The sequence below is a fragment of the Pseudomonas putida genome (assembly GCA_041071465.1).
Lineage (GTDB): Bacteria > Pseudomonadota > Gammaproteobacteria > Pseudomonadales > Pseudomonadaceae > Aquipseudomonas > Aquipseudomonas putida_P.
Genome location: CP163498.1, coordinates 5,907,350 through 5,920,865 on the forward strand (window position 1 = coordinate 5,907,350; position 13,516 = coordinate 5,920,865).

Sequence of the window (13,516 nt, forward strand, 5' to 3'; positions counted from 1 at the left end):
AGGAAAACAGATGCGCCACGAATTCCGCGAAGTCCTCAACGACCTGGTCGATTACTTCCTGCTTGGCGATATCCAGTTGCTAGAGCGCTTCAAGCAGGAGCACGAGCTACCGGACGACCTGGCCTACGCCTTCACTCACGACGACAGCGGCGACAAAGCGGTGCGCGAAGGCATCGTGCTGCCGCTGGCCGGGGTCGACAACCTGCCCTATCGCATCCTGTTCACCCTTGATGGCTACACACCGGCCCTGCGCGAAGCCGGCAGCCGCCTGAAACATCGGCGCAATGGCTATGTGCTGCGCGTCGAGCACGGTGCTGTGATGCTCTATACCTGGCGCATCCTGCAGCACTTCACACCCAAGACTCTGGGTGACCTGATGGCCCGCTACCAGGTACCGGGACGGCCGATCATCGAGCTGGACAATGGCTGGTACGACGTGGAGGTGCTGGCCGGGGCGCTGGTGCGCGAAGGCTTGTACGAGCCGGCGTTCGAGTTCGTGTTGAAGAAGCGCTGGAGCCGGGGTGAGGCGACGGAGGTGGATACAGGATATGCCTTTGGCCTGCGTGGCTATTTCGATTGATAGCCTCTGCGGGTCTCTTCGCGGGTTTACCCGCGAAGAGACACTTACAGGCAACTTCATTAATCAGGTGTGGTTGATATCACGGTCCTTGGTTTCCGGCAGGAAGAAGATCCCCAGCACCGCCGTCATCACCGCAATCACGATCGGGTACCACAAGCCGTAATAGATATCCCCGGTCGCCGCCACCATGGCAAACGCGACCGTCGGCAGAAAGCCGCCGAACCAGCCATTACCGATGTGGTAAGGCAGCGACATCGAGGTGTAGCGGATACGCGCCGGGAACAGCTCCACCAGCCAGGCGGCAATCGGGCCGTAGACCATGGTCACGTAGATCACCAGGAGGGTCAGCAGCAACAGCACCATCGGGTAGTGGATCTTCGCCGGGTCGGCCTTTTCCGGGTAGCCGGCCTCTTTCAACGCACCACTCAAGGTGGCGGTAAAGGCCTCGCTCTGCACTTTGAAGTCCGCGGCGGCCATGCTGCTGCCTTCAAAGCTGGGCAGTACCCGCTCACCAATGCGGATCTGCGCCACACTGCCAGGCTCGGCCGCCTGGTTGGTATAGGGAATGGCGCGCTTGGCCAGCAGGCTCTTGGCAATGTCGCAGGAGCTGGTGAATTTGGCCTTGCCCACCGGGTCGAACTGGAATGCGCACTGGCCAGGGTCGGCCACCACCACGACCGGGTTCTGCTCCTGGGCAACGAACACATCCGGGTTGCCGTACTCGGTCAACGCCTTGAAGATCGGGAAATAGGTCAGCGCGGCGATGATGCAGCCGGCCATGATGATCTTCTTGCGGCCAATGCGGTCAGACAAGCTACCGAAAAAGATGAAGAACGGCGTGCCGATCAGCAGCGAGCCGGCAATCAGCAGGTTGGCGGTCTGCGGCTCGATCTTGAGCATCTGCAACAGGAAGAACAGCGCATAGAACTGCCCGGTGTACCACACCACCGCCTGCCCTGCGGTACCGCCCAGCAGCGACATGATCACCACCTTGAGGTTGTCCCAGCGGGCGAACGACTCGGTCAGCGGTGCCTTGGACGCCTTGCCTTCGGCCTTCATCTTCATGAACACCGGCGACTCGTTGAGCTGCATGCGGATGTACACCGAAATCGCCAGCAGCAAGATCGACAACAGGAACGGCACCCGCCAGCCCCAAGCTTCGAACACCTCGGTGCCCATGACGGTGCGGCACGCCATGATCACCAGCAACGACAGGAACAGCCCCAACGTGGCCGTGGTCTGGATCCAGGCGGTGAAGAAGCCCCGTCGGCCCTTGGGTGCATGTTCGGCCACATAAGTGGCCGCGCCGCCGTATTCACCACCCAAGGCCAGGCCTTGCAGCAGGCGCAGGGTAATCAGGATGACCGGCGCAGCCACGCCAATCGCGCTGTAGCTGGGTAGCAAGCCCACCAGTGCGGTCGACAGGCCCATGATGACAATGGTGATCAGGAAGGTATGCTTGCGCCCGATCATGTCGCCCAGCCGGCCGAACACGATGGCGCCGAACGGCCTTACCGCAAACCCGGCGGCGAACGCCAGCAGCGCGAAGATGAACGAGGTGGTTTCATTGACCCCGGCAAAGAAGTGCTTGGCGATGATCGCGGCGAGAGAACCGTACAGGTAGAAGTCGTACCATTCGAACACCGTGCCCAGGGACGAGGCGAAGATGACCTTGCGCTCCTCCTTGGTGATACCGCGTTGGGGCGCGCTACTGCCCGTGGATGCGCTGTCGAGAACCGCCATGGGTTGCCTCCGTCATGTCGTCATGCAGGCCGGAGCACCTCACAACCACTTCACCGTCGCACCCAGGCGCTGGGGCTTGCTTTGGGTTGCGCGAAGCACGACGAGGCGGGCCGCCTCGGATCGCAGCAAGGTAAATGAAGCATAATCGGGATTGCCGGGATATCCACCCGCCTGGCCATACACCAGAGGGCAGCATGGACGACACGGCAATACCCGGCTGGCAGGGCGATATCTGGTTGGCGGACGATCACTGCCTGCTGCGGTCTACGCTGGGCAGGACCGACAGCCATGTGCATTACGCGCATCAGGTGCTTGTGGGCCTTGGTGCGGATGTCGAGGTGCGCCTAGGCGAGCGGATTTGCAGCGGCCCACAGGTGTTCATCGCGTCGCGGCAACCCCATGCCATCCTCAGCCATGGCGTACCGTGCCTAACCGTGTTTGCCGAACCGCTGGCCTTCGACCTGGCAGACCTTGCCCTAGCCTGCAAGCAAGCCGGCAACAGCGCAGAGCAACTGGCAGAGTGCCTCATGCACTGGCCGCGCCGGCCGCTCGACCCGCGCCTGAGAAAAGCCCTCGAGCGCATCCGCGCACTCGACGAACAGGCCTTGCCGGCCCAGGAACTGGCCAGCACTGTTGCGCTGTCGCTCAGCCAACTGGAACGCCTGTTCAGCGGCTCACTGAAATTGTCCGTGCGCCGGCTGGTGCTGTGGCAGCGCTTGCGCATGGCCCTGCAACAGGCGCTGGGCGGCGCCAGCCTGACCGAAGCGGCATTGGCGGCGGGGTTTGCCGATTCGGCGCATTTCACCCGCAGCGTTCGCCAGCAATTCGGCCTCAGCCCAGGTACCGCTTTGCGCCGCTTGCGCCTACGTACGTTCGGCTAACGCCTGACGCAGGCCTGCCGGCAATACCGCCGGTGGCTGAACATCTGCGCTTGCCCACGGCTCACGCAGTTGCGCCAGGTACGCCTGCGGATAGTCCGGCCGATCACCGATACCCATGTCGTCGTCCGCCAGCGTATAGCCTGGCAGGTACAGCCGCGTGCCAAGCAGGCGGTCCCACAGGGGGAAGAACAGCGCAAAGTTGACGTCGCCGGTAGTGCCGTACTTCAGGTGGTGCAAGCGATGCACCGGTGCCCAGGCGAACACATGGCGCCAGCCGCCAATATGCATGTCCACGTTACTGTGCTGCAGCAACAGCTGGATAGACACACTGAACGCCAGCAGCGATGCCACCTCGACGGGCAAGCCAAGCAGCAGCAACGGCAAGGTGCCCCCCAAGGTTTCGAGCAACTGGTGTATAGGGTGTTTCATCAAACCGTTGAAGCCGTACAAGCGGGTGACACTGTGGTGCACCGCATGCAGCCGCCACAGCAGCGGGCTGCGATGGCTGGCGTAGTGCACCAGCGTGATGCCCAGGTCGGCCAAGGCAATGGCCAGCAGCAACTGCAAGGCCAACGGCCAGTGGCCCGGCCACAGGCCCGTTTCCGGGAGCCAGTGGGCAAGCAGCGGGATGGCTGCCACGCTGGCGAGGGTCAGGCACTCGTTGAACAGCGCATGGCACAGGTCGCGACGGCCATCGCCTTGTGCCTGGTTCCAGGCAGCCTTGTAAGGCATGAGCCGCTCACAGGCGAATGACAGCAGCACTGCGCTGGCCAGCAGTGGCACCAGCCACAACGGATGGGCTGCCAATGACAAGGCGGCGGCAATGAAACCGAAGAAGAACAGTGGGGCGTATAGGGTGCGCATGGGCGACTCCAGGTAGTCAGGAGCCGCCAGTGTTGAGCCTCAGCCCAGGTGAGCGCTTGAAAGAACGGCGCATGCATGGCCGCGCCTGCAAATCGCCCGCGTTGGCTTGAAAAAACCGTTACCACAAGAACTGCACGACCTCCGCCAGCACCACCTCTGCCTGCTCCCGGTGTGGCACATGCCCACAGCCTTGCAGCAGTCGCGCCACTCCAGGCCCACCCGCCAGCGCCACCAGTCGTTCGGGGTGCGCCGACGAGCCAAACTCGTCGTTATCGCCATGCAGGCTCAACAAGGGGCAGCGAACCTGCGCCAAAACGGTATCCAGGTTCCAGTCGGCAAAATCCTCGGCCAGCCAGTTGTCCACCCAGGCGCGCAGTACCCATTGGGCCTTGCTGCCGTGGTAGCGCTCCAGCCGCTGCAGTTGCCCAGGCTCGGCAAACTGCTGGTCCGCTGACCGAATGCCTTCAAGTGTGCGGGCTTCGACAAAGGCCTGCGCCGACTCGGTGATCAACCCCATGCACTGGCTGGCGAATGCCGCAGCGCAGGCCACGGCCATTCCGCCGCCAACGCTGTGACCGAAGACAATGAAATCAGCTATGTCAAAGTACTCGCGCAGGGCCGTGAAGCCCTGCTGCGCCTCGTTCTCGACAAAGCCCAGGCGTAACCTGCCGGGGTGTGCGTCGGAACGACCGAAGCCCAAGCGGTCGTAAGCGATCACCTGGTGCCCGGTAGCCTGCGCCAGCTGCGCCGGGAAGTCGCGCCACAAGGCCACGCAACCCAGCGAATCGTGCAACAGGACGATAGGCGCCCCCTGTGCCTGCAGCGGCACCCACTGCTGGGCGAACAGCTTGCCTGACGCGGTGTCGATCCAGTGCTCGCGAATGTGCAGGCCGCTCATACCGCCTCCGCCACCGGCCCCTTCAACTCGACCTGGTTGCCATCCGGGTCGTAGCAGTACAGCGAGAGCCCTTCGCCTTCGGCGCCATAACGCTTTTCCGCAGGCTCTACCGTTACCCCGGCGGCCTCCAGGTAGGCCGTCAGTGCGGCCTCGTCGAACGGCTCGATCCGCAGGCAGAAGTGATGCAGGTTGCGCCCTTCCACCCCCGGTGCCGCCCCGCCTGGCTGGCCCAGCGGGCCGTCCAGGGTCACCAGGTCGATCATCGCTGTGCCCGTGGCCAGGTGCACCATGCCCAGGTCTTCGCGCACCCGGCTGACATTGCAGCCCAGCAGCTCGGTGTAGAAGGCAACACTGCGCGGCAGGTCACGGACCCGCAGAACAAGATGGTCTATGTGCTTGATAGCGAACGGTCGCATGCCGGGCTCCTTATGCCGTGTGTGCGAGTACCGTCGCCACCATAGCCCAGCTTCGCCCGGCGTGGCCAGAATCAGCTACTCGTTAACCAACCGTTGCAGCACGCCCCCTTCATGGCGCGTCAAGATACGCAGCAGTTGGTCGACCAGCGCACGGTCCGGGGCGTCCAGGTGGAAGTGGTGCCCGCCCGGGTGCCAGGAAACCTTCGCCTGGCTGGGCAAGGCGGCCTGACGCCGGACAAAGGCCTCACCAGTGAATGCGCCCTGGCGGCCAAACAGCAGGTACAACGGGCAGCGGATCTGGCTGAGCAGGTCGCAGGCTTCGCGCTCGGTCAGCGGCATGGGTTCGGGCAGCACCAGCCGTGGATCGTGGCGCCAGCAATAGCCATCGCCCAGTTGCAGCAGGTCGCGCAACGCCAACAGCCGTGCGGCACCCTCCGACAGCTCGGTGTCCAGGCGTTCGCGGCGTTGCGCCAGGGCGGTGTCCAGGTCGTCGAAGCGGCCCGCGTCCGGCTCGGCAAAACCCGGCAACTGGCTGCGCTGTACCATGCGCTTGAGCCGGTAGGCCCGTGCCAGGTGCTGCACGCGGTCATCCTCGGCCACCGTGAACGGTGCACCCATGCCGTCGAGGAAGGTCATGCTGGCAACGCCACTGGTCATGGCCGCCAGCAGCGACGCTACGCCAGTGCCCATGCCATGGGCCAGCACATGAAACTGCGCCAGGCCCAGGCTGTCGACCACAGCCAGCATGTCCTGGGCGTGTTCCCACAGGTAATAGCCACTGTCATGACGACGATGGTCGGAACGGCCATGGCCGACCAGGTCGGGCGCCACCACGAAGCAACCATCGAGCATCGGTGCCAGGCGCTCGAACGAGGCGGCGTTGTCCAGCCAGCCATGCAGGGCCAGTACCGGTATCCCCTCTTCCGGGCCCCAACAGCGCACAGCAATCTCGATACCGTCGAGGTCCAGTAAATGGTCCTTGGGACTGAACGGCGAACGCATGCTCTCTCTCCCTGACTGGTGCCTGGCGCGTACTCGTCAGGCCGGCACACCACCTTGGCCCAGCCACGGCTCACCTGCTGGCCCCTCGCCGACAACTGCATGTGCATCACCGACTCGGGCAGGCAATTATCTACCGCACCTCGCGCCTGCGCCTGCGGCTCCATAGCGGCGACCGACCACGGAGCTACGACATGAGCCACACCCCTTACCACCACGCGCAAATGACACAGTCCCTGCCCGGCTGGAGCAAGGCGCTGCACAGCGAACACGCCAGTCGCATCCTGGCGCGCTTGCGCAAGGACTATCAGGATGCCGAAGGCAATGCTTACCCTTGGTACAGCCAGGCAGACCCACTCACCCGTCAGGCCGTGCAGCGCGCCATCGCCACTCGCGACGCCAGCAGCAGGGCCCTGCAGGCTGCGCTGAGCGACTTGCAGGGCGTCACTGCGTTCTGCGCCCCACTGCTGCAAAAGCAGCTGGGCATCGACACCCCGGTCACTCAGGCGCAATACGTTTATCAAGCCACCGCCGTCAGGCAACCGGACGGGATACCGAGTGGCCCTGTAGTACCAGGTGAGCTGGGCGAGATCGTACCCAAAGGTGACCCGCAGTATCGCAGCCTGCTCGAAGCGGCCCTGCACAATTTCGAAGGAACTGCCGATACCACCCGTTTCAGCCGCCTGCAGCACGGCCGCCAGGACATCAGGCCAATCGCAGGGATGTCAGTGGCGGGGTTCATCGACCAGTGCCGTGCGCTTGACCTGGGCCAGCGCTACCAGCAGCACCTTGACCAGGTCTACGGCGGTGCAAACAAAGCCGAGCTGCAGTCACTGGCCATCACCGCACGGCGTGACGAGTTCCGCGTGCAAACCCGTATTGCGGCCTACAAAGGCCACCTCAGCCACGCCAGCGCTTTCGCGCTGCATGGCCTCGGTGCCGAAAACGCCGACCCCACCTATCAAGGCCGCCCCCTGCGTTGCTGGCAGCTGCAATTGTTTGGCATCCCGATCCACGAACTGCTGTTCATCGCGCCCACGCAAAACCGCACCCATGACCCGGTATTTCTCTACAACCCGGCAGATGGCGATGCGCTCAGGGAATTTGCCTCGCTGGGCGATGCACGCAAGTACCTGCGCCAGCAACTGCTGCAAGACGACTACCGCAAGCGCTTCGTCGCCCTGGCGCTGCAATCGCAACAGGCAGCGTTGAACCAGCAGCTTGAGCGCGCCCTTTACAGCAACGCCGACCAGGGAGCGCAGCGGCAACCTCGCAAGTCGATACATCTGGAGTCCATCGACAGCACCTTGCCAGATGTCCCTTGGGCACAGCTGGAATCCCGCCATCTTGTACGTCTGCGGGCCGATGCTCGCCAGGTGGCGGTTCCCACAGAAGATGTTGACGCCAGGGTACGCTTGCAGAACATCGAATACTGGCTGGACCTGGGCATGACCGTGCTGAATGTCGCCGCCATGGTCGTACCCTGCCTGAACCCGATCATGCTGACCATCGGCGCCGCGCAGATCATGGGCAGCGTGTTCGAGGGCATTTCAGCGTGGGAGGAAGGTGACAATGAAGCGGCTGTGGCCCAGCTTGAGTCGGTGTTGCTGAACATTGTCACAGTGGCTGCCATGGGCGGCGCCACCATAGCGCTGAAGGCCTCAGGATTCGTCGATGCCATGCAGAGCATCGTCAAGGATGGCAACGACTACCTGTGGAACCCCACGTTGAAGGACCGTGCAAGCCCGGTATCGATTGCCGAACACCTTGAGCCCGACGCACAAGGCCGTTACACGGTAGACGGGCGCCACTACATTCGCATCGATGGTGTTGTCTACGAACAGGTGTATGAGCGGGGCCAGTGGCGCATCCCCCACCCACTGGCCCCACAGGCTTATCGGCCGGTAGTGCGCGAATACGGTGCAGGCGCATGGCGCGCAGAACATGAAACGCCGCTGGAATGGGATGACCTGTATCTGTTGCGCCGCTTAGGGCCAATCAGTGACGGCCTGACTGACGAAGCGCTGAAGGCAGCGCTAGCGTGCTCCGGTGTGCAAGGCGACGAACTTCGCCAAACCCAGGTTGCCGCACAGCAACCGCCTGCCTTGCTGGCCGATGCACTCGACCGCCTTAGCGCACGGGATCAGCTCAGCCCTGCCGATCGAGCCCACCCCCTGGCCAGGCAGTTTCCGGGGCTGCCGGGGCGCGCCATCCGGCAGCTCATGGCCAGGACCTGCGCCAGTGAGCGTCTACGCCTGGCCCAAGGCAGGGTGCCTTTGCGCGTCGCCGAAGAGGCCCGGCGGCTTCAGGCACATGCCCGCTTGAGCAGGGCCTTGCTGGGGCTGTATCGCCCTGACCTGGCCACTGCCGACAGTGAAGTGCTGGATGCCGCACTCAAGGCCGAACACCCTGAGCTTGATCCTCACCAACGGTATGAGGTGGCGATTGCCAACCGGGCGCATGCGGCACGGCTGATCGGGCAGCAACCCATCAGGCCGGGCTACCGTTCGCCGATGCGCCTGGCCGATGGCCGCCTTGGCTACCCACTCAGTGGAAGGCTGCCTTGGACCAATACGGCAAATAGACGATTGCGGGCACTGTACCCCAGCCTGAGTTCAAGCGAGCGCAATACCTTGCTCGGCCAACTGCGCCAGCGCGGTGACGTAGCGGCGCAGATCAGGGCGCTGGAAACCGAGCGCAACAGCCTCGACAACACGCTGCGTGACTGGGCGAGTCAAGGCAACGAGAACCAGCGCAACGCACGCAACGAGGTACGCGACCTGTTCAATGCCGCCTGGCGCCGTGACGACCCCGACAGCCTGACACTGCAAGACCTGGAAGTCGACGCCCTGCCATCACTGCCGGCGCGCTTCGATCACATCACCACCCTGAACATTCGCGCTATCGGCATCCGTCAGATACCTGCAGACTTCTTCCAGAGTTTCCCTCGTTGCGCACCCTGCGCCTGGCGCAAAGCCCAGAGCTCGATTTCGACGGCCTGTTCCGTGCACTGGCGTCCACCCCGCAACTGGAAGAGCTGGACCTGGGCAACAACCAGTTGGGCAGCCTGACCGACGGGATGCGCCAACACCTGACCGGCCTTACCCGCCTGCGCCGGCTGAGCCTGCGTCTGAACAGGCTGCAGCTAAGCGAAGCCGACCTGCAGACCCTTGCACAGCTTCCCCTCGAATACATTGATCTGGAGTACAACCACATTACGCTGAGTGATGCCTTGGCAGCACGATTCACCGGCCTGCACCAATTGCGCGGCCTACGCTTGACCAACAACCCACTGGGTCAGGCCCCCGACCTGACCGGTCTGACCCGCCTGACCAACCTGCAACTGCGCAACTGCAGCCTGCATGAGTGGCCGCGCGGCCTCACATCACTGATGGCGCAGGCCGACCTGCAATTGCGCCACCTCAGCCTGAGCTACAACCCGATCGCCGAGGTGCCGGACCTTAACCAGTTGCTGACCAGCCCCTTTGCCGATGCCCTGCGTGCAAACCGCGATGCCTTGTGGGACTTCAACGAAAACGACCTGGATGCCAACAGCAACCGCCGGCTACGCGCGGCCGGCGTCGAAGTGCACAGCGACGATCAACTGTCGGATATCAGCGAGGAGTTCTGGCTCGTGGATGCCAGCCCAGAACAGACACAGCTTTGGAACGAATTATTCGAGGGCGATGCAAACCGACATTTACGCGATGTCATCGAACGCGTGACTCGCTCGCAGCAAGCCGAGCAGGATTTGCGCGGGCTGAGTAACCAGGTCTGGCGGTTGCTCGAACAGGCCGGGCAGGATGAGGCGCTGCGCACCCATCTGGACAATGTCGCGCAAGACTACCCGCCCACCTGTGGCGACGCCGGTACCGATGCGTTCAGCGCCCTCGAAATTGAAGCACAGGTGTTCAGCCAACTGGCCCAGGAAGCAGAGCGCCCCGCCTACCTGTTCAACTTTTTCAGAACCCTCTATCGCCGGGAAATGGTCAACGCGCTGGGCGAACGGATCCAGCTCGCTCGACTGGCGCGCCAGGCACGCTTGCTGGAGCTGGAGCGGCTACCTGCCCAGGCACAGCCCGCAAGGATTGATGTGCCTGCGCTGGACAGCCTCGACGAGCTGAGTGACAACGCCCTGCTCACTGGCGGGACGGACCTGATCGAAATACGCCTGGCCTTGCGCCAGTCACTGGCAGTGCCACTCGACTTTCCAGAAACCAGCCAAGGCATGCTGTATCGCCGCGAAGCGATGATTTCGACACGGGTGGAAAGCAATGTCGAACACGCCGTCCGGCAATTCGACCAAACCGCCACAGAGCGCAGGGCATGGGTTGCGCGGCAGCCCAGCTGGCAACGTTACCTTGCCCAGCACTTCGCCAGCCAGTTCGCCACGCTGGATGAGCGGTGGTACCAAGGCATGCAGTACCTGGACTATTGCCTGGACGCTGAAAACGAAGCCGTCACTTCGCTGGATGGTACGGTATTGCAAGCCATCGGCGAGGCGCTGCCCGCGCCAGCGTTGGACGGCAGTGGTCAATTGCAAAGAATGGACCTTGGCAGCCAGGCTTACGACCTGGCCAGCCGGCGCCTGAACGCCGGGCGTGAGCAGCAGCGCGAAGCGTTGTTCGAAACGCTTACCCGCCTGCAAGACCCGAACAGATAGCGCCCTACTGCCCGCGCAGGTCTTCGAAAAAGGCCTGCCTGCCATCCACTTGGCTCGACGCCCGTGGGGCCACCGCGGCATCGCCGTTGGCGGCCTCCACATGCCAGTAGCAGTGCTGCACCGCGCGGGTCACCGCCACATAGGCCAGGCGTTGCACCTCTTCCTTCTGCGCCGTATCGAACGGCTGCGCATCACCAGCCTTGCCCAAGCCGGCTTGGCGATACACCTGATTCTTGTACGGCGAGCTGGTCAGGTACTGGCAGTCACCCAGCATGAACACCGCATCGGCCTGCAGGCCCTTGGCACTGTGGTAGGTCAGTTGGCGCAGCCGACGCTGTTCGGCCGGCAGCGCCGCGTCGGCGTGCAATACGCCTTGCAGGTGCTCGGCCATCAAGGCCCTGTCGCTGCCTTTGCGGTACAGCATCATGACCGTCTCACCGCGCTGGTAATGCTCGATCAGCGTTTCGCCCAGGGCGGCCTCGTCACGGTCGAACACCTTGACCGGCGAGCCGGGCAGCTCGGCCGCCGGGCCACTGGCACGGGCTTTCTTGCCGGCAATCGCCGGGGTGCCTTTGACCAGGTGCTCGGCCGCGTCGATCACCTGCTGCTGGCAGCGATAGTTGTCGACCAGCATTACCCGCGTATTGGCCGGTGACGGGAAGGCCTTGGTGAACTCCATGAAGTACTTGGGCGAACTGCCACGCCAGCCGTAGATCGACTGCCAGTCGTCACCCACGCACAGCAGCGACGAATGCTGGGCGTGGCGCCCAGTATGCATGGCCGAGCCGCGTCGGCGGATTTCGGCGAGGCTGGCACGCAGCCAACTGACGATCTGCGGCGACACATCCTGGAACTCGTCGATCATCAGGTGCGCCAATGGCCGCAGCAACGGGTCGGGCAGCAGTTGCAGGTTTTCCGGGTTGTTTTCGCCGAACAGCGCGAACATGCGGTTGTAGCTCATCACCGGCGGCGACTGGTCCAGCAGGTGCATTTCCAGCGCTTTCCAATACAGCGCCAGGGCTTCGAAGAACCGTGCATCACTGTCGCCGGACGGGAAGCTCATGGCCGCCACCGCGTTGTTAACGTCCAGGCCAAGGTTCTCGATGAAGTTGGCCGCGCTGACGAATGCATCCAGCAGTGGCGCCGGGGCCAATTCACCCTTGACCTTGTACTCGAAGCCGGGGCCAGCCACCGCATCGCCTGCCAACGATGCGGCCAGGCGCCGGGCCATGGCGTAGTTGTCCAGCCAGATCAGTGGCCTGTCGCAGAAAGCCTGCAACAGCGTGCGCTTGACCGCCCACTCCGCACGCACTGCCAGCTTGGCGCCAGGGCGCTGGTACTGCGCGCTTTCCGCCGGGTCGAAGCCCAGCACCACCAACGGCCCCTGGCCTTGCAGACGGCCATGCACATGAAAGCGGCTGCCACGGATATCGACGGTTTCGCGGCAGGGTTCGATGCCCTTGATCGGCCAGGCACCGGCAGCGAACCACAGGTCCTCGATCACGTCGCACAGTTCATCGTCGCGCTGGGCCGCCAATTGGGTTACCTGGGCGCGCTTCTGCACGTCGGGGTTGTTCGGGTCCAGCGGTTTGAGCTGCAACGCTTCGCTGCGCAACAAGCCTACCAGCTCGGCAAAACGCGGGCTCTCGCCCAGCAAGCTGCTGTAGCACTGGTTGAGCTGCTGGCGCTGGGCGTCGTTCAGGCGCAGATCGAACGGGTTGCTGTCAGCCTCGGCTTCACGCCCTGCAGGCATCTCGTTGCCCAGTGTTTCGAATGCTCGCACCTGGCCGAAGCCCGGCAGGCTGCGCACCAGCGGCAGGATGCGCGAATGGAAGGTGCGCACCAGCTCGCGGGCCTGCACCGGTTGCAGGTTGATCTGCCACTGGGCGAAGACCTGCAACAGGCGCTTGATGAAGTCCTTACGCGACTCGCGGGTGAAGGTCACCACGGTCATTGCATCCAGCTCATAGCCCAGGTAATGGCGTAACAGCAGGATGCGCAGCACCAACGATGTGGACTTGCCTGCCCCGGCGCCTGCCACCACGCAGGTGGAAGGGGTGTCACTGAAGATCAGCTTCCATTGCGCGGCGCTGGGCTGCGCCTCGGTAGGCAGGCGCTGGGCGACATCCGCCTTGAAGCGCTTCTTCAGCTCGGCTGTCAACGGCAGGCGCCAGTCGTCGAACAGGTTGTCGTCCTGGCCAGGCACAGCGGTTGTGTCGGGGCGCGAATCGCGAATCACCAACACCTGGCGACCAGCCTCATAGCCAGTGGCGTGGCCGAGGGACCAGGAGTCACGGTGCTGGGCCTGCAAGCGGGTCAGGCCACGCCCCAGCAGGCGGGCGACCAGGCGGCGAAACCAGGGCAACTGGGCAGGAGGGGTAAGGTCGGCGAGGGCCTGGGGTTGCTCGTGGGCCACGGTCACTCCGTTGAAAATCAAAACAACGGGCATGTTCGCCGCATCGACGGAAAATC

At 63.7% G+C, this 13,516-nt stretch carries 10 protein-coding genes; 4 read left to right on the forward strand and 6 right to left on the reverse strand.

Going from position 1 to position 13,516, the window contains the following annotated elements; all coding sequences use genetic code 11:
• The first annotated feature begins 10 nt into the window (after positions 1 to 10).
• A complete protein-coding gene (locus AB5975_27090) occupies positions 11 to 580 on the forward strand; it encodes a hypothetical protein (protein ID XDR20076.1) in 570 nt (189 codons plus the stop codon).
• 63 nt (positions 581 to 643) lie between these two features.
• Here the strand turns inward: AB5975_27090 and AB5975_27095 are convergent, their stop codons facing one another.
• Positions 644 to 2,323 (reverse strand): MFS transporter, encoded by a 1,680-nt coding sequence (locus AB5975_27095; GenBank protein XDR20077.1) that lies wholly within the window; start codon positions 2,321 to 2,323, stop codon positions 644 to 646.
• 194 nt (positions 2,324 to 2,517) lie between these two features.
• On the opposite strand from AB5975_27095, the gene AB5975_27100 reads away from it, so the two are divergent.
• A complete protein-coding gene (locus tag AB5975_27100; GenBank protein ID XDR20078.1) occupies positions 2,518 to 3,204 on the forward strand; it encodes a helix-turn-helix domain-containing protein in 687 nt (228 codons plus the stop codon).
• Here AB5975_27100 and AB5975_27105 read toward each other — a convergent pair.
• From AB5975_27105 to AB5975_27120, 4 genes are all read right to left on the reverse strand, one after another.
• Positions 3,187 to 4,068, reverse strand: coding sequence for a sterol desaturase family protein (locus AB5975_27105; protein ID XDR20079.1), 882 nt, complete (start codon positions 4,066 to 4,068; stop codon positions 3,187 to 3,189). The genes AB5975_27100 and AB5975_27105 overlap by 18 nt on opposite strands.
• Positions 4,069 to 4,186: 118 nt before the next feature.
• The gene (locus AB5975_27110; protein XDR20080.1) at positions 4,187 to 4,966 is read right to left on the reverse strand and encodes an alpha/beta fold hydrolase; all 780 of its coding nucleotides are present in this window, start codon (positions 4,964 to 4,966) and stop codon (positions 4,187 to 4,189) included.
• Positions 4,963 to 5,382: a VOC family protein gene (locus tag AB5975_27115; protein ID XDR20081.1), complete on the reverse strand. Its 420-nt coding sequence runs from the start codon at positions 5,380 to 5,382 to the stop codon at positions 4,963 to 4,965. The genes AB5975_27110 and AB5975_27115 overlap by 4 nt, the downstream gene beginning before the upstream one ends.
• Positions 5,383 to 5,457: 75 nt before the next feature.
• Positions 5,458 to 6,384, reverse strand: coding sequence for an alpha/beta fold hydrolase (locus AB5975_27120; protein ID XDR20082.1), 927 nt, complete (start codon positions 6,382 to 6,384; stop codon positions 5,458 to 5,460).
• 191 nt (positions 6,385 to 6,575) lie between these two features.
• Between AB5975_27120 and AB5975_27125 the strand changes: the two genes are divergently transcribed.
• Positions 6,576 to 9,452 (forward strand): DUF6543 domain-containing protein, encoded by a 2,877-nt coding sequence (locus AB5975_27125; protein XDR20083.1) that lies wholly within the window; start codon positions 6,576 to 6,578, stop codon positions 9,450 to 9,452.
• Positions 9,341 to 11,044 carry an NEL-type E3 ubiquitin ligase domain-containing protein gene (locus tag AB5975_27130; GenBank protein XDR23044.1) on the forward strand — a complete coding sequence of 568 codons (1,704 nt, stop codon included), beginning with the start codon at positions 9,341 to 9,343 and terminating at the stop codon, positions 11,042 to 11,044. Before AB5975_27125 ends, AB5975_27130 begins: the two co-directional genes overlap by 112 nt.
• 4 nt (positions 11,045 to 11,048) lie before the next feature.
• On the opposite strand, the gene AB5975_27135 is transcribed toward AB5975_27130, so the two are convergent.
• Complete coding sequence (locus AB5975_27135) at positions 11,049 to 13,493, reverse strand: UvrD-helicase domain-containing protein (protein ID XDR20084.1); 2,445 nt, start codon at positions 13,491 to 13,493, stop codon at positions 11,049 to 11,051.
• Between the last annotated feature and the right edge of the window lie 23 nt (positions 13,494 to 13,516).

Excerpts from the sequence above, each read along its gene's own strand:
- AB5975_27115 (XDR20081.1), bottom strand. The coding sequence starts at position 5,382 with ATGCGACCGTTCGCTATCAAGCACATAGACCATCTTGTTCTGCGGGTC.
- AB5975_27120 (XDR20082.1), bottom strand. The coding sequence starts at position 6,384 with ATGCGTTCGCCGTTCAGTCCCAAGGACCATTTACTGGACCTCGACGGT.
- AB5975_27110 (XDR20080.1), bottom strand. The coding sequence starts at position 4,966 with ATGAGCGGCCTGCACATTCGCGAGCACTGGATCGACACCGCGTCAGGC.
- AB5975_27095 (XDR20077.1), bottom strand. The coding sequence starts at position 2,323 with ATGGCGGTTCTCGACAGCGCATCCACGGGCAGTAGCGCGCCCCAACGC.
- AB5975_27125 (XDR20083.1), top strand. The coding sequence starts at position 6,576 with ATGAGCCACACCCCTTACCACCACGCGCAAATGACACAGTCCCTGCCC.
- AB5975_27100 (XDR20078.1), top strand. The coding sequence starts at position 2,518 with ATGGACGACACGGCAATACCCGGCTGGCAGGGCGATATCTGGTTGGCG.
- AB5975_27105 (XDR20079.1), bottom strand. The coding sequence starts at position 4,068 with ATGCGCACCCTATACGCCCCACTGTTCTTCTTCGGTTTCATTGCCGCC.
- AB5975_27135 (XDR20084.1), bottom strand. The coding sequence starts at position 13,493 with ATGCCCGTTGTTTTGATTTTCAACGGAGTGACCGTGGCCCACGAGCAA.
- AB5975_27090 (XDR20076.1), top strand. The coding sequence starts at position 11 with ATGCGCCACGAATTCCGCGAAGTCCTCAACGACCTGGTCGATTACTTC.